This window comes from Anaerostipes caccae L1-92 (assembly GCF_014467075.1).
Lineage (GTDB): Bacteria > Bacillota > Clostridia > Lachnospirales > Lachnospiraceae > Anaerostipes > Anaerostipes caccae.
This window is the reverse complement of the sequence record NZ_AP023027.1, coordinates 3,332,404-3,356,328: the sequence shown is the minus strand read 5'-3', so window position 1 is coordinate 3,356,328 and position 23,925 is coordinate 3,332,404. Positions and strand designations below refer to the sequence as shown.

At 44.3% G+C, this 23,925-nt stretch carries 24 protein-coding genes and 1 pseudogene; 23 read left to right on the top strand and 2 right to left on the bottom strand.

Annotated features, from left to right (window positions below; genetic code table 11):
- Positions 1–89: 89 nt before the first annotated feature.
- The 6 genes from ANCC_RS16475 (at position 90) to ANCC_RS16450 (ending at position 4,931) form a co-directional block, all read left to right on the top strand.
- Positions 90–1,055 carry a sugar-binding transcriptional regulator gene (locus ANCC_RS16475; protein WP_009290061.1) on the top strand — a complete coding sequence of 322 codons (966 nt, stop codon included), beginning with the start codon at positions 90–92 and terminating at the stop codon, positions 1,053–1,055.
- Between the two features lie 19 nt (positions 1,056–1,074).
- Complete coding sequence (locus ANCC_RS16470; RefSeq protein ID WP_006568338.1) at positions 1,075–1,482, top strand: transcriptional regulator GutM; 408 nt, start codon at positions 1,075–1,077, stop codon at positions 1,480–1,482.
- A 178-nt stretch (positions 1,483–1,660) separates the two neighbouring features.
- The gene (gene srlA, locus ANCC_RS17535; RefSeq protein WP_006568339.1) at positions 1,661–2,182 is read left to right on the top strand and encodes a PTS glucitol/sorbitol transporter subunit IIC; all 522 of its coding nucleotides are present in this window, start codon (positions 1,661–1,663) and stop codon (positions 2,180–2,182) included.
- Between the two features lie 21 nt (positions 2,183–2,203).
- A complete protein-coding gene (gene srlE, locus ANCC_RS17530) occupies positions 2,204–3,199 on the top strand; it encodes a PTS glucitol/sorbitol transporter subunit IIB (RefSeq protein ID WP_006568340.1) in 996 nt (331 codons plus the stop codon).
- A 22-nt stretch (positions 3,200–3,221) separates the two neighbouring features.
- Positions 3,222–3,590, top strand: coding sequence for a PTS glucitol/sorbitol transporter subunit IIA (locus tag ANCC_RS16455; protein ID WP_006568341.1), 369 nt, complete (start codon positions 3,222–3,224; stop codon positions 3,588–3,590).
- Positions 3,591–3,611: 21 nt separating this feature from the next.
- Complete coding sequence (locus tag ANCC_RS16450; RefSeq protein WP_006568342.1) at positions 3,612–4,931, top strand: NAD(P)H-dependent oxidoreductase; 1,320 nt, start codon at positions 3,612–3,614, stop codon at positions 4,929–4,931.
- 47 nt (positions 4,932–4,978) lie between these two features.
- Here ANCC_RS16450 and ANCC_RS16445 read toward each other — a convergent pair whose 3' ends face one another.
- Positions 4,979–5,914, bottom strand: a complete 936-nt coding sequence (locus ANCC_RS16445) for a sugar-binding transcriptional regulator (protein ID WP_006568343.1) — start codon at positions 5,912–5,914, stop codon at positions 4,979–4,981.
- 251 nt (positions 5,915–6,165) lie between these two features.
- On the opposite strand from ANCC_RS16445, the gene ANCC_RS16440 reads away from it, so the two are divergent.
- From ANCC_RS16440 to ANCC_RS16370, 15 genes and pseudogenes are all read left to right on the top strand, one after another.
- The gene (locus ANCC_RS16440; protein ID WP_006568344.1) at positions 6,166–6,573 is read left to right on the top strand and encodes a transcriptional regulator GutM; all 408 of its coding nucleotides are present in this window, start codon (positions 6,166–6,168) and stop codon (positions 6,571–6,573) included.
- 158 nt (positions 6,574–6,731) lie between these two features.
- Positions 6,732–7,253, top strand: coding sequence for a PTS glucitol/sorbitol transporter subunit IIC (gene srlA, locus ANCC_RS17525; RefSeq protein ID WP_006568345.1), 522 nt, complete (start codon positions 6,732–6,734; stop codon positions 7,251–7,253).
- A gap of 18 nt (positions 7,254–7,271) precedes the next feature.
- Positions 7,272–8,264, top strand: a complete 993-nt coding sequence (gene srlE, locus ANCC_RS17520) for a PTS glucitol/sorbitol transporter subunit IIB (RefSeq protein ID WP_006568346.1) — start codon at positions 7,272–7,274, stop codon at positions 8,262–8,264.
- Positions 8,265–8,302: 38 nt separating this feature from the next.
- Positions 8,303–8,671, top strand: coding sequence for a PTS glucitol/sorbitol transporter subunit IIA (locus ANCC_RS16425; protein WP_009290054.1), 369 nt, complete (start codon positions 8,303–8,305; stop codon positions 8,669–8,671).
- Positions 8,672–8,712: 41 nt separating this feature from the next.
- The gene (locus ANCC_RS16420; RefSeq protein WP_006568342.1) at positions 8,713–10,032 is read left to right on the top strand and encodes an NAD(P)H-dependent oxidoreductase; all 1,320 of its coding nucleotides are present in this window, start codon (positions 8,713–8,715) and stop codon (positions 10,030–10,032) included.
- Between the two features lie 101 nt (positions 10,033–10,133).
- The gene (locus ANCC_RS16415; RefSeq protein WP_006568348.1) at positions 10,134–10,970 is read left to right on the top strand and encodes a class II fructose-bisphosphate aldolase; all 837 of its coding nucleotides are present in this window, start codon (positions 10,134–10,136) and stop codon (positions 10,968–10,970) included.
- 29 nt (positions 10,971–10,999) lie between these two features.
- Positions 11,000–11,521: a YjbQ family protein gene (locus ANCC_RS16410; RefSeq protein WP_006568349.1), complete on the top strand. Its 522-nt coding sequence runs from the start codon at positions 11,000–11,002 to the stop codon at positions 11,519–11,521.
- Positions 11,522–11,538: 17 nt separating this feature from the next.
- Positions 11,539–12,228, top strand: a complete 690-nt coding sequence (locus ANCC_RS16405) for a triose-phosphate isomerase (RefSeq protein ID WP_006568350.1) — start codon at positions 11,539–11,541, stop codon at positions 12,226–12,228.
- 217 nt (positions 12,229–12,445) lie between these two features.
- Positions 12,446–13,150, top strand: coding sequence for a ComF family protein (locus tag ANCC_RS16400; protein ID WP_039946935.1), 705 nt, complete (start codon positions 12,446–12,448; stop codon positions 13,148–13,150).
- A 223-nt stretch (positions 13,151–13,373) separates the two neighbouring features.
- Positions 13,374–14,426: an A/G-specific adenine glycosylase gene (mutY, locus tag ANCC_RS16395; protein ID WP_006568352.1), complete on the top strand. Its 1,053-nt coding sequence runs from the start codon at positions 13,374–13,376 to the stop codon at positions 14,424–14,426.
- A 50-nt stretch (positions 14,427–14,476) separates the two neighbouring features.
- Positions 14,477–15,292: a MetQ/NlpA family ABC transporter substrate-binding protein gene (locus tag ANCC_RS16390; protein WP_006568353.1), complete on the top strand. Its 816-nt coding sequence runs from the start codon at positions 14,477–14,479 to the stop codon at positions 15,290–15,292.
- Positions 15,293–15,331: 39 nt separating this feature from the next.
- Positions 15,332–16,111, top strand: coding sequence for a basic amino acid ABC transporter substrate-binding protein (locus ANCC_RS16385; RefSeq protein ID WP_006568354.1), 780 nt, complete (start codon positions 15,332–15,334; stop codon positions 16,109–16,111).
- Between the two features lie 24 nt (positions 16,112–16,135).
- Positions 16,136–16,816 carry an amino acid ABC transporter permease gene (locus tag ANCC_RS16380; RefSeq protein ID WP_006568355.1) on the top strand — a complete coding sequence of 227 codons (681 nt, stop codon included), beginning with the start codon at positions 16,136–16,138 and terminating at the stop codon, positions 16,814–16,816.
- Complete coding sequence (locus ANCC_RS16375) at positions 16,803–17,525, top strand: amino acid ABC transporter ATP-binding protein (protein ID WP_006568356.1); 723 nt, start codon at positions 16,803–16,805, stop codon at positions 17,523–17,525. The genes ANCC_RS16380 and ANCC_RS16375 overlap by 14 nt, the downstream gene beginning before the upstream one ends.
- A 360-nt stretch (positions 17,526–17,885) precedes the next feature.
- Positions 17,886–18,905 (top strand): annotated as a pseudogene (locus tag ANCC_RS16370) (virulence RhuM family protein).
- 68 nt (positions 18,906–18,973) lie between these two features.
- Here ANCC_RS16370 and gdhA read toward each other — a convergent pair.
- On the bottom strand, positions 18,974–20,308 hold the full coding sequence (gene gdhA / locus ANCC_RS16365; protein WP_039946937.1) for an NADP-specific glutamate dehydrogenase: 1,335 nt from the start codon (positions 20,306–20,308) through the stop codon (positions 18,974–18,976).
- A gap of 174 nt (positions 20,309–20,482) precedes the next feature.
- Between gdhA and ANCC_RS16360 the strand changes: the two genes are divergently transcribed.
- Together ANCC_RS16360 and ANCC_RS16355 are read left to right on the top strand one after the other, a co-directional pair.
- Positions 20,483–21,274 (top strand): glycosyltransferase, encoded by a 792-nt coding sequence (locus ANCC_RS16360; RefSeq protein ID WP_009290040.1) that lies wholly within the window; start codon positions 20,483–20,485, stop codon positions 21,272–21,274.
- A complete protein-coding gene (locus ANCC_RS16355; RefSeq protein ID WP_006568362.1) occupies positions 21,249–23,807 on the top strand; it encodes a YfhO family protein in 2,559 nt (852 codons plus the stop codon). Before ANCC_RS16360 ends, ANCC_RS16355 begins: the two co-directional genes overlap by 26 nt.
- Positions 23,808–23,925 lie beyond the last annotated feature (118 nt).

Genomic DNA, 23,925 nt, shown 5'->3' with positions numbered 1-23,925 from the left:
GATTTAAGATTTTGATAGAGTTATTGCATGATAATTAATACAATTTATGGCATCATGGGATGGGCATTCATACAAACAGGAGAAAACATATGAAAAAGATAGTGGATGATTGGAGATTGATTTACAAATGCTGCAGCTTATATTATGAAGATGATATGAAGCAGCAGGATATCAGCGATTACCTTGGGATTTCCAGAGCAACGGTTTCAAGAATGCTTCAGAAAGGCAAGGAAAGCGGTATCGTAAGAGTCGAAGTCATCAATCCGGTACAGTTTTCGTATGGCAAGCTGGAAAAAGCACTGGAACGAAAATATGGTTTAAAGGAAGTTGTCGTAGTAGAGAGCAGCCCGCTGGACACAAAGACAGATTCCATATCCAGGCTGTATGAGAAGGCGGCACTGTTTCTTTCACAGTATTTTAAGGACGGGGATTACATAGGGGTTTCCATGGGATTCACCCTGCACAACGTAGCCCGCACCAACCGTGCATTTTCTAAGGAGAATCACTATATGTTCGTCCCGATCCTCGGCGGAGTCAGCCAGGGAACTGTTTCAAAAGTAGATGTGCAGGCCAATCAGATCGCAAAGGAATTTGCAAAGAAATTTGGCGGGACTTACACCCAGTTTCTTTCACCGGCGGTTTTTTCTGAACGGAAGGTCATGGAATACTTTTTAAAAGAAAAGTCTGTGAACTATATTTTTGAAGATTTTAAGAAGCTGGACACCATCGTCATGGGAGTGGGAATTCCTCAAAGCGGAGGCTCCACCCTGATCCAGGCGGGTTACTTGACCAAGGAGGAGATGGACCAGTATGTCGAGCAGGGAGTTGCAGGGGACATTGCCCTTCAGTTCTTTGACAAAGAAGGAAATGCGGAACCGTTTCAGCAGTTTAACGAGAGAGTTGCGGGAATGACATTCCCGATGATTAAAAAGATCAGAAACCGTATTGCCATTGCAGGCGGCGCCAACCGGGCGGAAGCCGTGAAGGGAGCCATCCGCGGAGGGTATGTCAATATGCTGATCACAAATAACGAGTGCGCTGAAAAGCTGTTATGAGAAAGGGGTACATTTAAAGATGCAGGGAATTTCGGTATTTTTATTAGTTATCTTTGTATTGTTTGTTGTGCAGGCTGTAGGGGGATACTTTCAGGTTAAGGATTACCGCAGAGCGGTGAGGAGAGTTCATCAGCTTGGAAACGTCGGGATCGGCCAGAAGAAGGGAAGATTTCTTTCGGGAAATATTGTGATGATCGCGTGTGACAGCAGCGGTATCATCACCGGAGGGGAAATCATGGAGGGACTGAGTTTCCTTACCAAGTTTAAACCGATCACCAAGATTCTTGACAAGGAGATGGTGGGAACGAGTATTTATGAACACCTGGATGTATTCCGGGGAATGGATAAGAAAAAAAGAAAATATTACAAAGGATATATCCGGGCGCTGGAAGCTTTGGATATGAGGCTTCAGGGGACGACCCTTTAGCATTGCTTTGGAATATATATATAGACTGACAAGACTGCAAAAAGAAGACTGACTGAACTTGTTTTGAGGGCCCAAAAGCATGTTTTAGATTGGTTTTTCTTTTTTGGGAATTTTGTCTGTAAATATTTTATATATATAGGATAAATTGATATATTTCAATTAAGAAGGAGGAGAAAATATGGAAATCATATCTAACGCTGCCAATGGATTTATAAAGTTATTCCAGGAGGGCGGTACCACATTTATGGGATGGGTTACCGGAATCATCCCACTGGTTGTCTGCCTGATGACAGCCGTTAACTCAGTGATCAAGCTGATCGGAGAAGAGAGGGTGGAACGCTTCGCACAGAAGCTGACCAGATTTGCAGTACTTCGCTATACACTGCTTCCGATCATCGCGGTGCTGTTCTTAGGAAACCCGATGTGCTATACCTTCGGACGTTTCGTAGACGAGAAATACAAACCTGCTTATTATGACTCCTGTGTAAGTTTTGTACATCCTGTTACCGGACTTTTCCCACATGCAAACCCCGGCGAACTGTTTGTATACACCGGTATCTCAGCCGGTATCACGAAGCTTGGCCTGTCCATCGGAGGACTTGCCGTGAGATACTTTATCGTCGGTGTGATCGTTATTCTGATCCGTGGACTGCTGACAGAGCAGATCTACTTAAGAATGACAGGAAAAACAAACAAATAATCTGTGGGAGGAGGAAAGAGTATGTATAAGACAATTACGATCAAAGCCGGAGACGGCGGTTGGGGAGGACCCCTGACAATCACTGCAACAGAAAAATGCCACAAGATCTTAAGTGTAACCGGCGGAGGAATCCACCCGGTAGCTCAGAAGATCGCAGATATGACTGGCGGAGAAGCGTTAGACGGATTTAAGACAACAGCGCCGGACGAGGAAGTGCTGGTCGCCGTAGTGGACTGCGGGGGAACCGCAAGATGCGGCGTTTACCCGAAGAAAGGGATCTTTACCGTCAATCTGATGCCAGTAGGGCAGGCAGGACCGCTCGCACAGTTTATCACTCCGGAGATTTACGTGTCCGCAGTGACAGAAAAATGTATCGTGGAATCTGACTATAAAGGTGTAACGGAAACAGCCAAACCGGCAGCCGCAGAGGACGGACCAAAATCCAAAGACCAGGCGAAAGAAGAGATTGCAGCTGCAAACAGCGGCAAAAAAGAAGGAATCATCGTTAAGATCGGAAAAGGCGTTGGAAACGTTGTCAGCAAGTTCTTCCAGGCCGGCCGTGAGACCATCGAGATGATCATCAAAAACGTGCTGCCGTTCATGGCATTTACGAGTACCCTTTTGGGTATCATCAGTGCCAGCGGATTAGGAAATATCATCGCAAAGACGATCTCTCCATTATGTAGTACCTTGCCGGGAATGCTTGGTATCTCCTTTGTGTGTGCCCTGCCGTTCTTGTCTCCGATCCTTGGACCTGGAGCCGTTATCGCACAGGTAGTCGGAACTCTTTTGGGAGCACAGTTTGCCCTTGGAAACATCCCGCCGCAGTATGCACTGCCAGCACTGTTTGCTATCGATGCACAGGTTGGTGCCGACTTCGTACCGGTAGGATTAAGCCTTGGAGAATCAGAGCCAGAGACCATCGAAATGGGTGTTCCGGCCGTATTATTCTCAAGAATCGTAACCGGACCTTTAGCCGTATTGATCGCATTCGCCTTCAGTATCGGAATGTACTAAAAACGGAGGTAAAAAGAAACATATGAAATACCAGTCAACCATCACAGGTCTGGGACCGGATGCTCTGGCGTTCCTGGCCGATGAAGATATGAACTTTATTATCATTTTTAACGAAGATGCACCGCCTGAACTGGCAGAACTTTCTGTCCTTCATACGAAGGCTGAATTAAGGGCTGTGCCGGAAGTCGGAGACACTATGACGATTTGCGGCAAAGAGTTTAAGATCAGCGCCGTGGGCAGTGAAGCTCCTCACACTTTGGCAGAGTTAGGACACTGTACTCTGAGTTTTAAAGGGGGCAGTGAGGCGGAACGCCCGGGATGCATCATGCTGGAAGGAAATAAACTTACAGAGGCAGACCTTCAGGCCGGCGGAACAATTGAAATCTGTTAATTAAAAAAGGAGATAGTTGTTATGTTAAATATGGACAAAAAACTGATTAAGAGACAAGAAGACGGACAGATCATTAAAACCGGTATCGTAGGAGCCGGCCAGATGGGGCGCGGAATGGTAACCCAGATGGTATTGATGAATGGCATGATGCCGGCTATCGTATCTGATATCAAAGTTGAAAATGCAGTCAATGCATTCAAATATGCGGGTGTAAAAGAAGACGACATAGCGATTGCAAAAACTCTCGCAGATGCCAACGCAGCAATGGAAGCAGGAAAATATGTTGCCTGTGAAGATGCAAACTTCGTATCTCAGGCAAACCTGGTAGAGTGTGCCATCGACGCAACCGGTGTGCCGGATGTAGGAGCAAAAGTCGCTACTGACGCCATGAAGAACAAAAAGCATGTGGTTATGCTGAACGTTGAGACTGATGTCGTAATCGGGCCATACTTAAAGAAACTGGCAGCAAAAGAAGGTGTCATCTATACAGGATCCGCAGGAGATGAGCCCGGAGCTGTTATGGAACTTTACAGCTTTGCAAAAGCTATGGGAATGAACGTCGAAGTCATGGGTAAAGGAAAGAACAACAAACTGGACTATGACTGCAACCCGGATACTGTATTAGAAGAAGCAACCAGAAGAGTCATGAGTCCAAAGATGCTCTGCGCATTCAAAGACGGAACAAAGACGATGGTAGAGATGACAGCCATGTCTAACTACACAGGATTAGTACCGGATGTGATCGGAGGACACGGACCACAGACTTCACCGGGAACCGAAGGAATCAAAGAATTAAATGATATCCTGAAGCTTAAGAAAGACGGCGGAATCTTAAACAAACATGGTGTTGTAGAGTATGTAAACGGAGTTGCTCCTGGAGTATTCGTAACCGTATCCACACCGAACGAAGAGATCGCATACCAGATGGCATACCACAGCATGGGACCTGGACCGCTTTGGACCTTATACCGTCCATACCACTTATGTAACTTGGAGACACCGCTTACGGTAGCAAAAGCAGTCATCGACGGAGAAGTGACCTGTGTACCGATCGACGGATTAGTATCTGAGTGTATTACAAGAGCGAAGATCGACCTGAAAGCAGGCCAGACCATCGACGGAATCGGAGGATTCACAACACACGGATCTATCGCGGAAGCAAAAGAATCTGATGCGAAGGGATATGTACCGTTCGGACTTGTAACAAACAAGGCAGTGATGAAGAGAGACGTGAAGAAGGGTGAACTCTTGACATACGATGATGTGGAATTAGATAAGTCTACTCTGATCTACCAGCTGAGAAAAGAGCAGGACGCTATGTACGGAAGAAACGTTTTATAATCAGTACAAAATTAAAAAGGAGCCTTGCTGTAAGGCTCCTTTTGTGCTTAAACCAGCGCCAAAGCCGTCTCTTCGTCTGTAAAAAACGAATTGACGAGCTTTAAATTCAAGGCTACATCAATGATCTGTACTTTGTGGAGTCCGTCGGCTACACCGATGGAAACCCGTGCATTTTTGGCAGCCTTAAAGATATCTGCTTTGATTAGATGTTTTGTTGCCTCAGTTTCTACAGTTTCACCTTCTCTGGTGAGGAACTGAAGGGCCACATCACCGATGGCGTGTGCAGCTTTCAGTTCCGCGATCTCCTGATCATTCAAAATGTTGTAGCAGGTGAGAATCGTTGATTCAAAACTTCCCAGACCCATGAGGAGAATATCCGCATGTTCACCCAAATTAAGGATCTGCCGTGTGTGTTCATTGGAGATCAGGGTTTCATATTCTTCTTTGGAAGAACAAAAGGCAGGAATGTGAAGCATTTTTGCGGTTCCGCCGATGGTATTTGCCAGCTGGAGAGTGTTATAGGTGGGAAGCGCCTCGAAGGATTCACCGAAGCTTCCGGCCAGAGGGACAGTCTGTACATCCGGAAAGCTGATGGGATGCAGTTCTTTAATAAAACGGGACACGGCATTTCCCCAGCCCACACCAACAATGTCCTTTGGCTTCAGCTGTGAGATGAAGTAATCCGCGGCAGCCTGTGCTACATAATCTCTGTTTTGATCTTTTGTGCTGATGACGCCTGCATAACTTAAGCCGTATTTTTCTTTTAGTGCTTCCTCAAGCTGGCTGTTTCCGGTTACAGGGGAATTGATTTCTATCTTTACGATGCCAAGGTCTTCTGCCCTGGACAAAAGCTTGGAGACCCAGGGCCTTGAGATACTTAATTTTTTTGCAATTTCCTGCTGGGACAGCTTGTTCTTATAATACAGAGTTGCAACCAGAACGATCTTGTCCAGCATATTATCTGGATTTTCTTTCTTCTTCATAGGGTAACCTCTCGATCATGAATTTATTAAGGCACATATGTAACTATATGATAAGAGGATTATAAGCCATTTATTCAGGGTTTTCAAGGTTTTTGTGAAAAAATATATTTTAGTATTGACGAACATATGTAAAGTGATTATAATGAAGTTAACAAAAGTAATTAATAAGCACATATGTAACTGGAGAGGATGAGACAAAACAAAAGATGAAGAATACACCACGGAACGTTAAATGAAAGGAGCCAAACTGTATGAATGGTATTTCGGTTTTTTTATTAGTGATTTTCGTATTGTTTGTTGTTCAGGCTGTCGGGGGATATTTTCAGGTGAAGGATTACCGCAGAGCGGTAAGGAGGGTACATAAGCTTGGGAATGTCGGAATCGGCCAGAAGAAAGGGAGGCTGCTTTCAGGAAACATTGTGATGATCGCCTGTGACCAGAACGGAGTGATCACCGGCGGGGAGATCATGGAAGGATTAAGCTTCCTGACAAAGTTCAAACCAATCTCTGAGTTTCTGGGAAAGGAACTCGTCGGAACGAGTATTTATGAGTACCTTGACGAAGTCAGAAACTTTGAGAAAAAGAGACGGAAATATTACAAAGGATATATCAGAGCTTTAGAAGCTTTGGATATGAGATTTCAGGGAAATACCTTGTAATCTGAAACAAGATATATAGAACGGCTGAAGAGAGTAAAACTTATGCAAGTTTCTAAGGGCCCGGAAACAATAATCGGTTTTCCTTTTCTTCAAAATTCATCTGCTAGTTTCTTCTATATATAGATCAAATCAACTTTTAGTAAGAAGGAGGAAAAGATATGGAAATTATATCTAACGCTGCCAACGGATTTATTAAGCTATTCCAGGAGGGCGGCACCACATTTATGGGATGGGTTACCGGAATCATTCCATTGGTTGTCTGCCTGATGACAGCTGTTAACTCAGTGATCAAGCTGATCGGAGAAGAGAGGGTGGAACGCTTCGCGCAGAAGCTGACCAGATTTGCAGTACTCCGCTATACGCTGCTCCCGATCATCGCGGTGCTGTTCTTAGGAAACCCGATGTGCTATACCTTCGGACGTTTCGTAGAAGAAAAATACAAACCTGCTTATTATGACTCCTGTGTAAGTTTTGTACATCCTGTTACCGGACTTTTCCCACATGCGAACCCCGGTGAACTGTTCGTATACACCGGTATCTCAGCCGGTATCACGAAGCTTGGCCTGTCTATCGGAGGACTTGCGGTGAGATACTTTATCGTCGGTGTAATCGTTATCCTGATCCGTGGACTGCTGACAGAGCAGATCTACTTCAGAATGACCGGAAAAGCAAGCAAGTAACAGAAAGGGGGATCCAGTATGTATAAAACAATTACGATTAAGGCCGGAGACGGCGGATGGGGCGGACCATTAACAATCACCGCAACGGTAAAATGCCACAAGATCTTAAGTGTAACCGGCGGAGGAATTCACCCGGTGGCTCAGAAGATCGCAGATATGACCGGCGGAGAAGCGTTAGACGGATTTAAGACAACAGCGCCGGACGAGGAAGTGCTGGTCGCCGTAGTGGACTGCGGAGGAACCGCAAGATGCGGCGTTTACCCGAAGAAAGGAATCTTTACCGTCAATCTGATGCCGGTAGGGCAGGCAGGACCGCTCGCACAGTTTATCACTCCGGAGATCTATGTATCCGCAGTGACAGAAAAAAATATCTTTGAATCTGATTATAAAGGAGATGCAGCTTCGACCAAACCGGCTGCAGCAGATGAACCGAAAAGCAAAGACCAGGCGAAAGAAGAAATCGCAGCTGCAAACAGCGGCAAAAAAGAAGGAATCATCGTTAAGATCGGAAAAGGCGTTGGAAACGTCGTCAGCAAGTTTTTCCAGGCCGGCCGTGAGACCATCGAGATGATCATTAAAAACGTGCTGCCGTTCATGGCATTTACGAGTACCCTTTTAGGTATCATCAGTGCCAGCGGATTAGGAAATGTCATCGCAAAGACGATTTCCCCACTGTGCAGTACCTTACCCGGAATGCTCGGTATCTCCTTCGTGTGTGCCCTGCCGTTCTTATCCCCGATCCTTGGACCTGGAGCCGTTATCGCACAGGTAGTCGGAACTCTTTTGGGAGCACAGTTTGCCCTTGGAAACATTCCGCCGCAGTATGCACTGCCTGCACTGTTTGCTATCGATGCACAGGTTGGTGCCGACTTCGTACCAGTTGGACTGAGTCTTGGAGAATCAGAGCCAGAGACCATTGAGATGGGTGTTCCGGCCGTATTATTCTCAAGAATCGTAACCGGACCTTTGGCAGTCTTGATTGCATTCGCATTCAGTATTGGAATGTACTAAGAAGTATAGAAGCAAAAATGGAGGGTAAAGACGAACCTATGAAATATCAGTCAACCATCACAGGCTTAGGACCGGACGCATTAGCGTTCCTCTCAGATGCCGATATGAACTTTATCATTATATTCAATGAAGATGCACCGCCGGAGCTTGCTGAACTGTCAGTCTTACATACAAAAGCTGAGCTGACAGAAGAACCTGCGGCAGGAGACACCATGACGATCTGCGGCAAAGAGTTTACAATCAGCGCCGTAGGAAGTGAAGCACCGCATACCTTAAAGGAACTTGGACATTGTACATTAAGCTTTAAGGGCGGAACCGAGCCGGAGCGCCCGGGATGCATTATGCTGGAAGGCAGTGCATTGCTGCCGGAGGACTTGAAAGCCGGCGGCACGATTGAAATCAGGTAACAATCTAACAATCATACATAGAATTTAAGGAGATTGATGTTATGTTAAACATGGACAAAAAACTGATCAAGAGACAGGAAGACGGACAGATCATTAAAACCGGTATCGTAGGAGCCGGCCAGATGGGACGCGGAATGGTAACCCAGATGGTATTGATGAACGGTATGATGCCGGCTATCGTATCTGATATCAAAGTTGAAAATGCAGTCAATGCATTCAAATATGCCGGTGTAAAAGAAGACGACATTGCGATTGCAAAAACTCTTGCAGATGCCAACGCAGCAATGGAAGCAGGAAAATATGTTGCTTGTGAGGACGCAAACTTCGTATCTCAGGCAAACCTGGTAGAGTGTGCGATCGATGCAACCGGTGTGCCGGATGTAGGAGCAAAAGTCGCAACTGATGCAATGAAGAACAAAAAACATGTGGTTATGTTAAACGTTGAGACTGACGTTGTTATCGGGCCATATTTAAAGAAACTGGCAGCAAAAGAAGGTGTCATCTACACAGGATCCGCTGGAGATGAGCCGGGAGCTGTTATGGAACTTTACAGCTTTGCAAAAGCCATGGGAATGAACGTAGAAGTCATGGGTAAAGGAAAGAACAACAAACTGGACTATGACTGCAATCCGGATACTGTATTAGAAGAAGCAACCAGAAGAGTCATGAGTCCAAAGATGCTCTGTGCATTCAAAGACGGAACAAAGACGATGGTAGAGATGACAGCCATGTCCAACTACACAGGATTAGTTCCTGATGTGATCGGAGGACACGGACCACAGACTTCACCGGGAACAGAAGGAATCAAAGAGCTGAATGATATCCTGAAGCTTAAGAAAGACGGCGGAATCTTAAACAAACATGGAGTTGTAGAGTATGTAAACGGAGTTGCTCCTGGAGTATTCGTAACGGTATCCACACCGAACGAAGAGATCGCATACCAGATGGCATACCACAGCATGGGACCTGGACCGCTTTGGACCTTATACCGTCCATACCACTTATGTAACTTAGAGACACCGCTTACGGTAGCGAAAGCAGTCATCGACGGAGAGGTTACCTGTGTACCGATCGACGGATTAGTATCAGAGTGTATTACAAGAGCGAAGATCGACCTGAAAGCAGGCCAGACCATCGATGGAATCGGAGGATTCACAACACATGGATCTATCGCAGAAGCAAAAGAATCTGATGCGAAGGGATACGTACCGTTCGGACTTGTAACAAACAAGGCAGTGATGAAGAGAGATGTGAAGAAGGGTGAACTCTTAACATACGATGATGTGGAATTAGATAAGTCTACCCTGATCTACCAGCTGAGAAAAGAACAGGACGCAATGTACGGAAGAAACGTTTTATAGTTTCATAGCAGGAACAGAACAGGAAGAAGATGTCCCGGAGGTCTGTGTTTGTCTGACGGACCTGACCTCTGAGACATTCTCAATTAAGGAGGAAAGAGAAGATGCTTGTAACTTCAAAGGAACTGTTTAAAAAAGCACAGGAAGGGAAATTCGCGATCCCTGCACCAAACTTTATTGATCTTGAGTCTCTCCACTGGCATGTGGAAACAGCCGAAAGACATAATCTCCCGCTGATCCTTGCACTGGCTGAGGCACATATCGGAGAAAATATTACATTGGAAGATGCTGCTTTGGTAGGAAAGAAATATGCCGAGGAAGCAAAAGTACCGGTTGTACTTCATCTGGATCACGGAACTACACCGGAAGTGATCAAAAAAGCAATCGATCTTGGATTTTCTTCTGTCATGATTGACGCTTCACAGGATACTTTTGAAGAAAATGTAAGAAAAACTAAGGATATCATCGACTATGCACATCCAAAGGGAGTGGTAGTGGAAGCAGAAATCGGCCATGTGGGAGCCGGTGAAAACTATGAGAACCATGAGACATCCGATTCTCAGTATACAACTGTAGAAGAGGCAAAGAAGTTTGCCGAAGAGACAGGTGTGGATTCACTTGCGATCTCTATCGGTACAGCACATGGAATGTATAAAGGCATTCCGGAAATCAATTTTGACAGACTGAAAGAAATTGCTGCGGCTGTTGACACTCCGCTTGTCCTTCACGGAGGATCTTCATCAGGAGATGAAAACTTAAACCGCTGTGCAACAAATGGAATTACGAAAATAAATATCTTCTCTGACCTGTTAGTGGCCGCAAAAGAGGAGATTGACAATAATAAACCGAAAACGTATCTGGATGTAAAGGCATTGTCAAAACAGGGAATGCAGAAATGTCTGGAACACTATTATGCAGTATTTGAAACAAGGGAAGCTTAATTTCCAAGCTGTAAGGAGGATAATCAATAATGACCGTATATAAAGAACAAATCAGCCTGAACTCTCATGGCACGACACCGACTTACCTGGATATCACCCCTCAGGTAAAGGAAGCAATCAAAAACAGCGGAATCAAGAGCGGAACCTGTACCGTCATCTCACCTCACACAACCTGCTCTGTTTTCTTTGAAGAATTTGTACATGATTATAATGAGGCAGGGGATGAATTTCTCCAGGAAGATTTAAACAATGTGCTTGAAAAGATCATTCCAAATCAGGATTCTAAAGATCTCTACATTTATCCGGGAGAAAAACATTATGAGGCTGTGGAGGCATGGCCGAACGCTGCAGAATATCTTCCGGACGGGGACAGAAAAGCCCTCTGGAACTGCGACGCACATCTGAAAGCAACACTTCTTGGCTCCAGCCAGGTGTTTGACGTAGAAGACGGAAAATTAGGTGTCGGATCCACAGGATATGTTTATTTTGTAGACTTTGACCGCACACGTGCCCGCACAAGAAAATGCAAGATCATTGTAATGGGCGAATAGGAAGGGATGGCATAAGCATGAAGAGAGAACTGAGAGTACCATTTTTAATCGTCAATCCAAAAGCATATATTTACGGAGAAGAATCCTTAGAACTTGCAAAAGTTTGTGACCAGCTTGCCGAGGAATATGACATTGACATTATCTTTACAGGACAGCATGTGGACTTAAAACAGATCGCACAGGAGACAAAAAATTTGATCGTGACAACACAGCATATGGACGGATTAGTTCCGGGAAGAGGAATGGGATTCATCCTTCCGGATGCGCTGAAAGCAGCCGGAGTGGACGGTGTGATCTTAAACCACGCAGAGCATCCGCTTTCTATGTGTGACTTGGATAAGACCATCAAACGTGCAAGTGAACTGGATATGATCACGATCGTGTGCTCAGATTCAGTGGAACAGACAAGAGCGGTTGCAGAGCTTGGGCCTGATGTTATGATCTGTGAACCTACCAGCCTGATCGGAACAGGAAGCACAAGTGATGACGCATACATAGAAGCTACAAATGAAGCAGTGAAGTCCGTAAATCCTGACATTAAGATCATTCAGGCTGCCGGAGTGAGCACCGGGGACGACGTCTACAGAGTCGTAGTGGGCGGAGCTCACGGAAGCGGCGGAACAAGCGGAATCCTGAATGCTCCTAGCAGAAAAGGAAAGATTGAAGAAATGCTTCAGGCGCTTGTGAAGGCGAAAAAAGAAATATAACATTTTCCACATGATTTCCGTTTGGCTCTTAAAATGCCTCACTTTAGTCATGCAGAAAATGGACGTAATGTCTACTGAATAGATTGCTGGAAAAGTTCTGTATCCTGAGAAGATACAGAACTTTTTTGACGGGTTTCATCAAATTGATTTTTGTCAAGTAATATTATATAATTTACATTAATAAAAAGGAATCGTTCTGCTTTCGGAAAGGATTTTTATGTTATCTTTATTCCTGTCTTTCTTATTTCCGAGGCGCTGCCCGATCTGTCATCATCTCTTAAAAAATCAGCAAAGCCTTATTTGCCCCAAATGTTATCAAAAGGTCGTCTTTGTTCGGGAGCCGGCCTGTTTTTGCTGCGGAAAACCTCTGGAAAACGAAGAAACAGAGCTGTGCAGTGACTGCAGAAAGCATCCGAAGACATTTAAAAAGGGGATCCCTTTGTGTGTGTATAACAACGAAGTGAGGGATTCCCTGGCGGCGATCAAATATCAAAACCAGAAGGAATATGCGGACTTTTATATTATGGAAATAAAAAAGAGGAAATTAAAACAGCTGAAAAATTTGAGAATTGATCTGATACTGCCTGTTCCGCTCCACAAAAGGAAAAAAAGAAAGAGGGGATTTAACCAGGCCATGCTGTTTGCAGAAGGTATCGGAGAGATCCTCCATGTACCGGCCAGTGACTGTGTGCTGTTCAGGACCAAATATACAAAGCCGTTAAAGTCGCTGAATCCAAGGGAGCGTCTGGCATCCATGGAACACAGCTTTTGGGCTTCTGACGAAGTGAAGGGGAAAAGGGTGCTCTTAGTGGATGACATTTACACAACAGGGGCCACGGCAGAAAGCTGCACGAGGGCCTTGAAAGCGGCAGGTGCAGAAGACGTATGGGTGTTTTGTGTGGCAATCGGATATGGAGAATAGGAGGGACTAAAGCAGAGGATAGAAATCCTGATTTGATATCCTTTCCATTATTCTCACAGTAGAAATCTATCGGTTTCCCTGATATAATAAAGCTTTGCGGGCTGTACACAGATGTGTAAGGAAATTATTTGACTATGTCAAATCTCATCTGGCACGCAAAGTTTAAAAGACTATGAGCTGAAGTGGGCTTGCCCACTTTGTTCGGTATAGAAGGGACTTTGTAATGGAATTGAAAAAAGAAATCGGAGAAGCGCTGCTTTTCTGGTATGACCATAATGCAAGAATCCTGCCCTGGAGAGCGGATAAGAATCCATACCGCATATGGGTTTCTGAGATCATGCTCCAGCAGACCAGAGTGGAGGCGGTAAAGCCTTATTTTGACCGCTTTATGGAAGAACTGCCGGAGGTAAAGGATCTGGCGGAAGTAGATGAAGAAAAACTTATGAAACTGTGGGAGGGGCTGGGTTATTATAATCGGGCCAGAAATTTAAAAGCTGCGGCTCAGACCATCGTAAAAGAGTATGACGGGAAGCTTCCGGATGACTATGATCAACTGCTTTCGTTGAAGGGAATCGGTATGTACACGGCGGGAGCCATCGCCTCTATTGCTTATGATATCCGGGTTCCTGCCGTTGATGGAAATGTTCTGCGTGTCATGGCCAGACTCCTGGGTGATGATTCCGACATTCTGAAAGAAAAGACAAAAAAAGAGATGGCGGCAAGAGTTATGGAGATCATGCCGGACCAAAGGGCAGGAGATTTTAATCAGGCTCTGATCGAACTGGGGGCTATCGTCTGTGTGCCTAACGGAGAACCAAAATGTAGTGAATGCCCGTGGGACACGGTCTGTACCGCATACAGAGAGGATCTGACCGGCAGGCTGCCGGTGAAGAAGCCGAAAAAGAAACGGAAGATAGAAAAGAGAACTGTGTTCGTCATTGAGACGGACAGTATGGTTGCCCTTCATAAAAGAGAAGAGAAAGGTCTTTTGGCGGGACTGTGGGAATTTCCAAACATACTCGGGAAGTGCAGCCAGGATCTGGTGGAAGAAACATTGGACGGCTGGGGAATGTCAGACTGTGTTTATGAATTTACCCACGAGGGGAAACATATTTTCAGCCACATTGAATGGCAGATGACAGGAGTGTTGGTTTCTCTGAAAGAACCGGTGGAGTTAGAAGAACTTACATGGGTCAGCAAGAAAGATTTAGAAGAGGAATACGCCATTCCGTCGGCATTTGAAATGTTTAGGGAGTCTTTACAATCTGCCTATTAAAGGGTACAATTACAGAAGCTATATATTATTATAAGGTAAGGAGAGCAGCAATGAAAAAATTAATAGCAGTTGCGCTGTCTGCAGTTGTCTGTTTTGGTGTGCTGGCCGGATGCGGCAGCTCCAAAAAAGAGGACAAGACAATCGTAGTCGGTGCGAGTCCATCACCACACGCAGACATCTTGAAGGTTGCGGCAAAGGAACTGGAAAAGGACGGCTACAAGCTGGAGATCAAAGAGTATTCAGACTATGTACAGCCGAATAACGCATTGGGATCAGAAGATCTCGACGCCAACTACTTCCAGCACATCACCTATCTGAAAAATTTTGCGAAGGAACACAAGCTGGATCTGGTTTCTGCCGGAATGATCCACTATGAACCGTTCGGTATTTTCCCGGGGAAAGCAAAATCACTGAAAGATGTGAAAAAGGGTGCAGTGATCGCAGTTCCTAACGACACTACAAATGAGGCAAGAGCATTATTGCTTTTGGAAGCACAGGGCCTGATCAAGCTCAAAGACGGAGCAACCCTCACGGCAACCAAAAAGGATATTGTAAAAAATCCGAAAAACATCGAGATCAAAGAGCTGGAAGCAGCACAGCTGCCGCGTTCTTTAAAGGATGTGGATTTTGCAGTCATCAACGGAAATTATGCTTTGCAGGCCGGCATGACAGTAAATAAGGACGCCCTCGCAGTGGAAGATGAGGAGTCTGTGGGCGGAGCAAAGACCTACGGAAATGTCGTTGCAGTCAAGAAAGGCAATGAAGACAAGGACTCTATTAAGGCTCTGATCAAAGCATTAAAGAGCGACGCAGTAAAGAAGTATATGGAGAAAGAATATAAAGGCGCGGTCGTACCGTTATTCTAGAACCATTGCGATAAAACTAAGTTTAAGAAGGAGAAAATCATGAGAAAAATTTTAACCGTAGCACTGGCTGGTGTATTGGCAGCAACAATGCTGTTTGCAGGATGCAGCAAAAAAGAAGAAGCAGCGATACCTGAAAAAATTATTGTGGGAACAAATGCGGAATTTCCCCCATTTGAATATGTTGATGATAATAAAAAGATCGATGGTTTTGATATTGCAATGATGAAAGAAATTGCAAAACGAATGGATGTCAAGATAGAGATCAAGAATATGGAATTCAAATCCCTGATTGGTTCTTTGGAATCTAAGACGATTAATGCGGTTGCAGCCGGAATGACAAAAGATCCGGAGCGTATGGAAGCGGTCGACTTTTCTGACAGTTATTATACAAGCAGCCAGGTTATGATTGTAAAAAAAGACAGCAAGCTCAAAAAGATGACAGAACTAAAAGGAAAGAAAGTCGGTGTTCAGGAAGGAACAACAGGAGACAAGCTTGCAACAGGAGAAAACTTTGGGGAGAAACAGAAACCGGTTGTCAAAGGCGTGGATGTGAGGCGTTTTCCAAAGGGTGTGAATGCTGTTATGGATCTTAAAAACGGCGGAGTTGACGCGGTTGTCATCGATGAAAAACCTGCCATGGAGTTTGTAAAGAACAACAAGGGTTTAAAGATCGTCAGAGATAAAGCAGCAGAAGAATACTACTGCATCGCTCTTCCGAAAGGAAACGAGAAATTGGTAAAAGAGATCAATAAGCAGTTAAAAGCCATGAAAGAAGACGGTACATTAGACAAACTGAAAGCAAAATATATCGATAAGTAACAGGATGGAAAGGTAAGATAAATTATGAGTTTAGATTCATTTTATAAGGCATTTATCTCCGGGAAACGTTACCTGATGTACCTTGACGGTTTGAAAATGACGATTCTTGTTTCTGTACTTGCCATCCTCCTTGGCGTTGCCCTGGGAACGGTATTGGCGTTGATGCGGCTGACTGCGGAGAAAAAAGGGAAAAGTACGGTTTTATCTAAAATTGCATACGTGTACATTGACATTATACGGGGAACACCGACTGTCACTCAGCTGATGATCATGTTCTTTGTAATCTTAAAAGGTGTGGATGGACTGATCGTGGGAACTGTGACTTTTGGTTTAAACAGTGCCGCCTATGTCTCAGAGATTATCCGTGCCGGAATCCTGGCAGTGGACCAGGGCCAGATGGAGGGCGGACGTTCTCTCGGATTGTCATATGGACAAACCATGAAAGATATTATCTTACCGCAGGCAATCAAAAATATTCTTCCCGCATTGGGAAATGAATTTATCGTATTGATCAAAGAGACAGCGATATTAGGATATGTATCTATCGTTGACTTGAGCAAGGCAGCAGACTTTGTTATTTCCAGAACATATGAAGCGCTGACACCGCTGATAGGAACGGCAGTCATTTATTACTTAATCGTTAAGGTGCTGACCTTAGTTCTCAATGCTGTAGAAAGGAGGCTGAGACAGAGTGATAAACGTTAAAGATTTACACAAATATTTCGGCTCCCTGGAAGTCTTAAAAGGCATTAACTGCCACATTGAAAAGGGTGAATGTGTCTGCATCATCGGTGCATCGGGATCAGGGAAGAGTACATTTTTGCGCTGCCTGAACCTTCTGGAGACACCGACAAAAGGGGATATCAACATTGACGGGATTAACATTATGGAAAAGGGCTGTGATGTAGATGAGCTTCGCAGAAAAGTGGGAATGGTTTTTCAGCATTTCAACCTTTTCCCTCATCTGTCCATCCTGGACAATGTGACCTTAGCGCCTGTCAGGCATAAAATGATGACCCAGGACGAGGCGAAGAAAAAAGCTATGGAGCTTTTGAACCGTGTAGGTGTCGGCGACAAAGCGGACAACTATCCGGTGCAGCTCTCCGGAGGACAGAAACAGCGTGTGGCCATTGCAAGATCTCTTGCGCTGTCACCGGATATTATGCTGTTTGATGAGCCTACATCGGCTTTGGATCCGGAGATGGTCGGAGAAGTTCTTGAGGTTATGAAACAGCTTGCAAAGGAAGGAATGACCATGGCGGTTGTAACCCATGAGATGGGATTTGCCAGAGAAGTGGCTGACAGAGTCTTGTTTATGGACGGCGGAGTTATATTGGAGGCCGGGACACCGGAACAGATATTTGACTATCCGAAAGAAGACAGGACGAAAGAATTTTTGAGTAAGGTATTATGACATTTTCCACACGATTTTCGTTTGGCTCTTAGAGTGTCTCACTCCAATCGTGTAGAAAATGGACATATTATCTGCTGGAGCAGGCTGCTTAGAAATCAAAGGTGCTACCTGCGATAGTTTTTCTGATACTAAGCTGATCTTTATACGGCAAAAGTGTTTTAAGGCAGAAAGATTAAGACGTTATTTATAAAAAACATGTTGCAAATTTCGGAGCAACATGTTTTTTCTTTAGAAAATTATTTCTGGCTGCTGGAGCTATTTAGTAAGTAATTTATTTTGTGTTTACAAAATATTACAAATATTGTATAATCACAATATGAGAATAACACAATCAGAAAAGTATGAGGTGTGGAGGGTATAATGACAGAAGTAGATATTTCTTCATCGAATGATAAAGGGCACATAATTATATACCAGACGGAGGATGGACTTACACATATTAATGTTAAGATAGAAGATGAAACTATTTGGCTCACACAGGCACAGCTATGCAGCTTATATCAAACCAGCAAGTCTAACATAAGCGAACATATTAAACATATATTTCAGGAAGGTGAACTGGAGGAAAAAGCAGTTGTTCGGAAATTCCGAACAACTGCGGCTGACGGAAAAAGCTATAATGTAATACATTATAATCTTGATATGATTATTTCACTTGGCTACCGTGTAAAATCAATCATCGCTACGAAGTTTCGTATTTGGGCAACAGAACGTTTGAAAGAGTACATGATAAAAGGTTTCACAATGGACGATGAAAGATTGAAGCAATTAGGAGGAGGAAATTACTGGGGAGAACTTCTTGATAGAATCAGAGATATTCGCTCTTCAGAAAAGGTGCTTTACAGACAGGTGCTTGACTTATATGCCACAAGTGTAGACTATGATCCTAAAAGTGCTCAATCCATTCGTTTTTTTTAGATTGTACAAAATAAACTTCATTTTGCTGCACATGGGCATACTGCTGCAGAAGTGATTTATGAACGTGCCGATGCAAACAAGCCGTTTATGGGTTTAACCTCATTTTCCGGAGAGATACCAATTAAAAAAGATATTGGTATTGCTAAGAATTACCTGAGACAAGACGAACTGAAAGTACTTAATAATCTTGTTTCTGGATATTTTGATTTTGCTGAGATACAGGCTTTGCGCCATAATCCAATGTATATGAAGGATTATATCAAGCATTTGGACAGCATACTGGCATCTACTGGGGAAAAGTTACTCGAAAATTCAGGAAGTGTAAGCCACATTCAGGCAATGGAGAAAGCGAAGAAGGAGTATCAAAAATACCAGGTTCAGACCGTTTCTCCCGTGGAACAGGCATATCTTGATTCTATAAAATCGATTGAAAAAAAAGCAAAAAGAAAATCCAGAGAATAAATGAAATAAAATACCGGAAACCTGTCACAGTTCCCGGTATTTTTTAGCTGCATTAAATTGTATGTATTCTACACGATTCCCTGTGCTGTCATCGCATCAACAACCTTTTCGAAGCCTGCGATATTTGCACCGGCTACGTAGTTTCCTTCCATGCCGTAGCGTTTTGCCGCGTCGTCTAAGTTGTGGAAGATATTTACCATGATATTCTGTAATTTACCGTCTACTTCCTCGAATGACCAGCTTAAACGCTCGCTGTTCTGGGACATTTCCAGTGCGGATGTGGCAACACCTCCGGCATTGGCAGCCTTTCCAGGGGCAAATAAGATATTGTTTGCCTGAAGATATTCTGTTGCTTCCAGAGTCGTAGGCATGTTTGCACCCTCTGCAACTGCGTAGCATCCGTTTGCGACTAATGTTTTTGCATCCTCGATGTCTAATTCGTTCTGAGTTGCACATGGAAGGGCAACATCACAAGGAACAGTCCATACGCCTCTGCCTTCATGGTATTCTGCGCTTGGACGGGCCTTAGCATATTCGGTAAGGCGGGCACGCTTCACTTCTTTTACATCCTTTAATAAATCTACATCAATTCCGTCTTTGTCATAAATCCAGCCTGTGGAATCAGAGACAGTTACGACTTTGGCACCTAACTGCTGTGCTTTCTGGGTAGCGTAGATCGCAACATTTCCGGAACCGGAAATACATACGGTGGCATCTTTGAGAGATTTGCCGTTGCATTTGAGCATTTCATCTGTCAGATAGAGGAGTCCGTATCCGGTAGCTTCTGTACGTGCCAGAGATCCGCCGTAAGATAATCCTTTTCCTGTGAGCACACCTTCGTATACTCCGCGGATTCTTTTATACTGTCCGAACATGTATCCGATCTCGCGGGCACCTGTACCGATATCTCCGGCAGGGACGTCTGTGTCAGCACCGATATATTTGCAGAGTTCTGTCATGAAGCTCTGGCAGAATGCCATGACTTCTCTGTCTGATTTTCCTTTCGGATCAAAATCAGCTCCGCCCTTTCCTCCGCCGATCGGAAGACCGGTAAGGGAGTTCTTAAAGATCTGTTCAAAACCTAAGAACTTAATGATTCCAAGATTTACAGACGGGTGAAGTCTCAGACCGCCTTTGTATGGTCCGATGGCGCTGTTAAACTGAACGCGGTAACCGGTGTTTACCTGTACCTGCCCTTTGTCGTCCACCCAGGGCACGCGGAATTTGAACTGGCGTTCCGGATTGACAAGACGCTCTAACAGGGCTTCTTTTCTAAACTTCTCTTCGTTTGCTTCAACGACTGCGCGAAGAGATTCCAGTACTTCCTTGACTGCCTGATGAAACTCCGGTTCAGCCGGATTCTGGGCAACCACTTTCTCAATTACTTCATCTACATATGACATTGTGTATCCTCCTTGAAACAATACTTCAGTATTTTGTTTTGCTTGGACTTTTATCGATAACATTATACAGGATAAAATTTCATAAGACAATAGTAAATTACTGCTTTAATGTGTTAAAGTAAATCGAAAAATGCATGAGGAAAAGATTTCAAGTTTTTTTCGGGGTGTGATATAATGAGCGCAGAACGCCGCCGGGGATGCGGCGGCATGAAGAAAGGAAATACAATGAAAAATTCAGTTGTCATTGCTTATTATAATGGGAAACAATATATAAAAGAACAAGTGGATTCAATCTTAGGACAGCTTGGAGCGGAAGATGAGCTGATCATTTCCGTGGATTCCGATCAGGATGGTTCCGGGGAGCTGCTCAGAGAAATGGCTGAGAATGACGGCCGTTTAAAATTGATCAAGGGCCCGGGCCAGGGAGTGGTAAAAAATTTTCAGAACGGTCTGCTTCACTGCACGGGAGATCTTATTTTTTTAGCCGACCAGGATGATGTCTGGCTGCCCCAAAAGGTTGAGAAAGTCACTGCCTGCTTTCAAGACCCTGATGTTACAGTGACAGTCCACAATGCGCAGATTTCCGATGAAGGATTAAAACCTCTGGATGAGACGACATTTCAATGGAGGGACAGCGGTGCGGGGTTTTGGAAGAACATAAAAAAGAATTCCTATATAGGATGCTGTATGACGTTTCGGCGGGATATCTTAAACCGCATTCTTCCTGTTCCGGATTCAATCTGGATTCATGACCAGTGGATCGGGCTCCTCGCTGAACAGCTTGGGAACCCGGTATTTTTAGAAGATGTTCTTTTACTGTACCGCAGACACGGCGCAAATGTTACCGAACTTACACACGGCAGTGTTATATCCATGTTAAAAAAGCGATATGATATGATTATGGGAATTAACCGTCGGATCAGGAGGTGGAAGAGAGAAGATGCCAAAAAGAAGAAATTTTTATAGACGGAATAAATATTTAATATGGGCATTCCTTGCGCCGTTTTTCATCCTCGAAGGAATTGCAGTCATAATGAAAGTAGAACCCTTTGGGAACAACTCCTTTCTGATCGTGGATGCACTGCATCAATATCTTCCATTTTTTGCGGATTATCATGAGAAGCTCAGGTCTTTGGACAGCCTGTTTTATTCTTTTCATGGCGGCCTCGGCTTCAACTTTTTGGGGCTGTGGGCGTATTATCTTTCCAGTCCGCTGAACCTTATTATTGTACTTTTTCCAAAAGAGATGCTGAACATGGTTCTCAGTCATCTCTATATTATAAAGATTGCCCTGTGCGGGCTGAGTGCGGCGTATTATTTCAGATCCAGAGATAAAAAAAGGCAGGATATGAGCATCACTGCATTTGGAATCTGTTATGCACTGAGCAGTTATATCGTGGGATACAGCTGGAATATTATGTGGCTGGAAGTCATGATAATGCTTCCTCTGATCCTTGCAGGAATAGACCGGCTGATAAAAAAGCGGGACGGAAGGCTTTACTGTGCTGCCTTGTTTTTCTCCCTTCTCTGTAATTTTTACATGTCTTTCATGACATGTCTGTTTCTTGTACTGTGGTATTTACTGTATGACCACAAAAAAGTAAAGGACTTTTTTGTAAACGGTCTGAAATTTGCAGGATATTCTGTGCTGTCGGCGATGATGGCGGGGGCGGTCCTGCTTCCGGCATATTTGGGAATCATGAAAACTTCATCTGCGAAATGGGATTTTCCAAAAGAACTTTGGTATGGAAATTTTGCGGATATCTACTGCCGCCATTTCCTGGGTACTGCGCCGATCACAAACTCTGTAAACGACGGGGAGATCAACCTCTACTGCGGGATATTGACACTGATCTTCGTGCTGTTCTATTTTATGGCCTCCCGGATTTCCTGGAAGACAAAAATAAAACGCGCACTGCTTCTGATTCTTTTGTTTTTCAGCTTTAATATGCCGTTTCTCGGCTATATATGGCACGGATTTCATAATCAGTACGGAATACCAAACCGGTTTGCATATTTATATATTTTTCTTCTGCTCATTATGGCCTATGACGGGCTGCTGGTCATCAAAAGGGAAGGAAGAGAACAGGCATGGAAACTCTGTATTGCCTGCGGCATCTTCTGTATGTCAGTTGGGATCTCAAGCCTCCTGAATACAAAAGCTTTTGACCGCAAAGTTTTGGCACTGACAACGGCAGCGGTTTTCGTGTATCTCCTGGTGTTTGCTCTGTACGACAGAAAAACGCTGTCCAGAAAAGGGATGATTGCCATATGCTCGGTTCTGCTGGCCATAGAAACAGCCGGGATGGCAGTCTACGGCTTTTCTGAGAACGGTCAGGTGCTGGTCACTGAATATTTCGGGGATACAAAAGATATCCAGAAGGTAAAGGACAAATACAAAACAGGTCCGGACCGGCGAATGGAACTGATCAAGGGCAAAATGCTTGATGAGAGCATTTGGCATACGTTAAACGGAGTCACCATGTTTGGGTCTACGGCCCTCGGCAGTGTAGTGGATATCATGGACGACCTGGGATTTTATACGGGAATCAATGAGTACCTGTATGAGGGGGCAACCCCTTTTACAAATAATCTTCTCGGAGTGAAGTATAATTTGTTAAGGACATCGGATACGAATACCACAGAATTTCAATATTTGGACCGCATCGGCAATGTAAATGTTTATGGAAATCCATATTCAACGGCAGTTGGATACGGTATGAAGAAGTCGGCGTATAAATGGAATTATGATGACGTCAATCCGTTTCTCGTACAGAACAGGCTGTCCGGCGATGCGTTCGGGGGGAATGATATTTTTCATATGATTAAGACGAAACAGCCGAAAACTAACGCCTGCAAGATCACGCAGAGCAATGATGGGGAATATGTCTTTGAAAATACCGCAAGTCTTTCCGACAACATGGTATTTGAAATCCCGGTCACAGAAGATGGAAAGCTTTATTTTCATTTTGACGGAAGTCAGGTGGAGGATACGGCCATTTACCGAAACAATGAGATATATATAAGCGGCCGTCTGAATGCACAGTGCATTTATTTTGGAGATTTAAAGAAAGGCGATCATATCACTGTAAACATGAAACTGAAAGAAGATGACCTTATGTCGGGTGTGGTGAGAGTCACGCTGGCATCTTTAGATGAGGATGCCATGAAAGACCTGTATGGGAAAATGCAGGAACAGGCATTTCATCTGAGAGAATCTTCAAGCGGCATGCTGAAAGGCTCTGTAAATATGTCAGAGGCAGGACCGGTCTTTTTCTCAATCCCGTATGATAAGGGCTGGAAGGTTCTTGTGGACGGAAAAGAAACAGATGCAAAGTCCATTGGAAATGCATTTCTATGTGTGGATGTATCTGGAGGAAAACATGAGATTGAGCTTAAATACTGCCCGGAAGGATTTAAAGAAGGCATCATCTTAACAGCTCTGGGATGGATTTTGTTCACAGTGATCTGCATCAGAAAACGGAAAAAATCCGCATAGACGGAGAGGAGGCCGGGAACGGTAAAGCTCCCGGCCGGTTATGAAAAAATTTTAAAAGCCTAGCAATCAAATGTATTTAATTACTATGGTTTTAGTATAAGCAGAAAATGTGAGGGGA

What these genes read in the sequence shown, in the direction of transcription:
- ANCC_RS16455 (WP_006568341.1), top strand. Translation starts at nt 3,222, where the DNA reads ATGAAATACCAGTCAACCATCACAGGTCTGGGACCGGATGCTCTGGCG.
- srlE (WP_006568340.1), top strand. Translation starts at nt 2,204, where the DNA reads ATGTATAAGACAATTACGATCAAAGCCGGAGACGGCGGTTGGGGAGGA.
- ANCC_RS16380 (WP_006568355.1), top strand. Translation starts at nt 16,136, where the DNA reads ATGAGTTTAGATTCATTTTATAAGGCATTTATCTCCGGGAAACGTTAC.
- ANCC_RS16405 (WP_006568350.1), top strand. Translation starts at nt 11,539, where the DNA reads ATGAAGAGAGAACTGAGAGTACCATTTTTAATCGTCAATCCAAAAGCA.
- ANCC_RS16415 (WP_006568348.1), top strand. Translation starts at nt 10,134, where the DNA reads ATGCTTGTAACTTCAAAGGAACTGTTTAAAAAAGCACAGGAAGGGAAA.
- srlE (WP_006568346.1), top strand. Translation starts at nt 7,272, where the DNA reads ATGTATAAAACAATTACGATTAAGGCCGGAGACGGCGGATGGGGCGGA.
- ANCC_RS16475 (WP_009290061.1), top strand. Translation starts at nt 90, where the DNA reads ATGAAAAAGATAGTGGATGATTGGAGATTGATTTACAAATGCTGCAGC.
- ANCC_RS16425 (WP_009290054.1), top strand. Translation starts at nt 8,303, where the DNA reads ATGAAATATCAGTCAACCATCACAGGCTTAGGACCGGACGCATTAGCG.
- ANCC_RS16445 (WP_006568343.1), bottom strand. Translation starts at nt 5,914, where the DNA reads ATGAAGAAGAAAGAAAATCCAGATAATATGCTGGACAAGATCGTTCTG.
- mutY (WP_006568352.1), top strand. Translation starts at nt 13,374, where the DNA reads ATGGAATTGAAAAAAGAAATCGGAGAAGCGCTGCTTTTCTGGTATGAC.
- ANCC_RS16440 (WP_006568344.1), top strand. Translation starts at nt 6,166, where the DNA reads ATGAATGGTATTTCGGTTTTTTTATTAGTGATTTTCGTATTGTTTGTT.
- ANCC_RS16355 (WP_006568362.1), top strand. Translation starts at nt 21,249, where the DNA reads ATGCCAAAAAGAAGAAATTTTTATAGACGGAATAAATATTTAATATGG.
- ANCC_RS16385 (WP_006568354.1), top strand. Translation starts at nt 15,332, where the DNA reads ATGAGAAAAATTTTAACCGTAGCACTGGCTGGTGTATTGGCAGCAACA.
- ANCC_RS16390 (WP_006568353.1), top strand. Translation starts at nt 14,477, where the DNA reads ATGAAAAAATTAATAGCAGTTGCGCTGTCTGCAGTTGTCTGTTTTGGT.
- srlA (WP_006568339.1), top strand. Translation starts at nt 1,661, where the DNA reads ATGGAAATCATATCTAACGCTGCCAATGGATTTATAAAGTTATTCCAG.
- ANCC_RS16410 (WP_006568349.1), top strand. Translation starts at nt 11,000, where the DNA reads ATGACCGTATATAAAGAACAAATCAGCCTGAACTCTCATGGCACGACA.
- ANCC_RS16360 (WP_009290040.1), top strand. Translation starts at nt 20,483, where the DNA reads ATGAGCGCAGAACGCCGCCGGGGATGCGGCGGCATGAAGAAAGGAAAT.
- ANCC_RS16470 (WP_006568338.1), top strand. Translation starts at nt 1,075, where the DNA reads ATGCAGGGAATTTCGGTATTTTTATTAGTTATCTTTGTATTGTTTGTT.
- ANCC_RS16400 (WP_039946935.1), top strand. Translation starts at nt 12,446, where the DNA reads ATGTTATCTTTATTCCTGTCTTTCTTATTTCCGAGGCGCTGCCCGATC.
- ANCC_RS16420 (WP_006568342.1), top strand. Translation starts at nt 8,713, where the DNA reads ATGTTAAACATGGACAAAAAACTGATCAAGAGACAGGAAGACGGACAG.
- gdhA (WP_039946937.1), bottom strand. Translation starts at nt 20,308, where the DNA reads ATGTCATATGTAGATGAAGTAATTGAGAAAGTGGTTGCCCAGAATCCG.
- ANCC_RS16450 (WP_006568342.1), top strand. Translation starts at nt 3,612, where the DNA reads ATGTTAAATATGGACAAAAAACTGATTAAGAGACAAGAAGACGGACAG.
- srlA (WP_006568345.1), top strand. Translation starts at nt 6,732, where the DNA reads ATGGAAATTATATCTAACGCTGCCAACGGATTTATTAAGCTATTCCAG.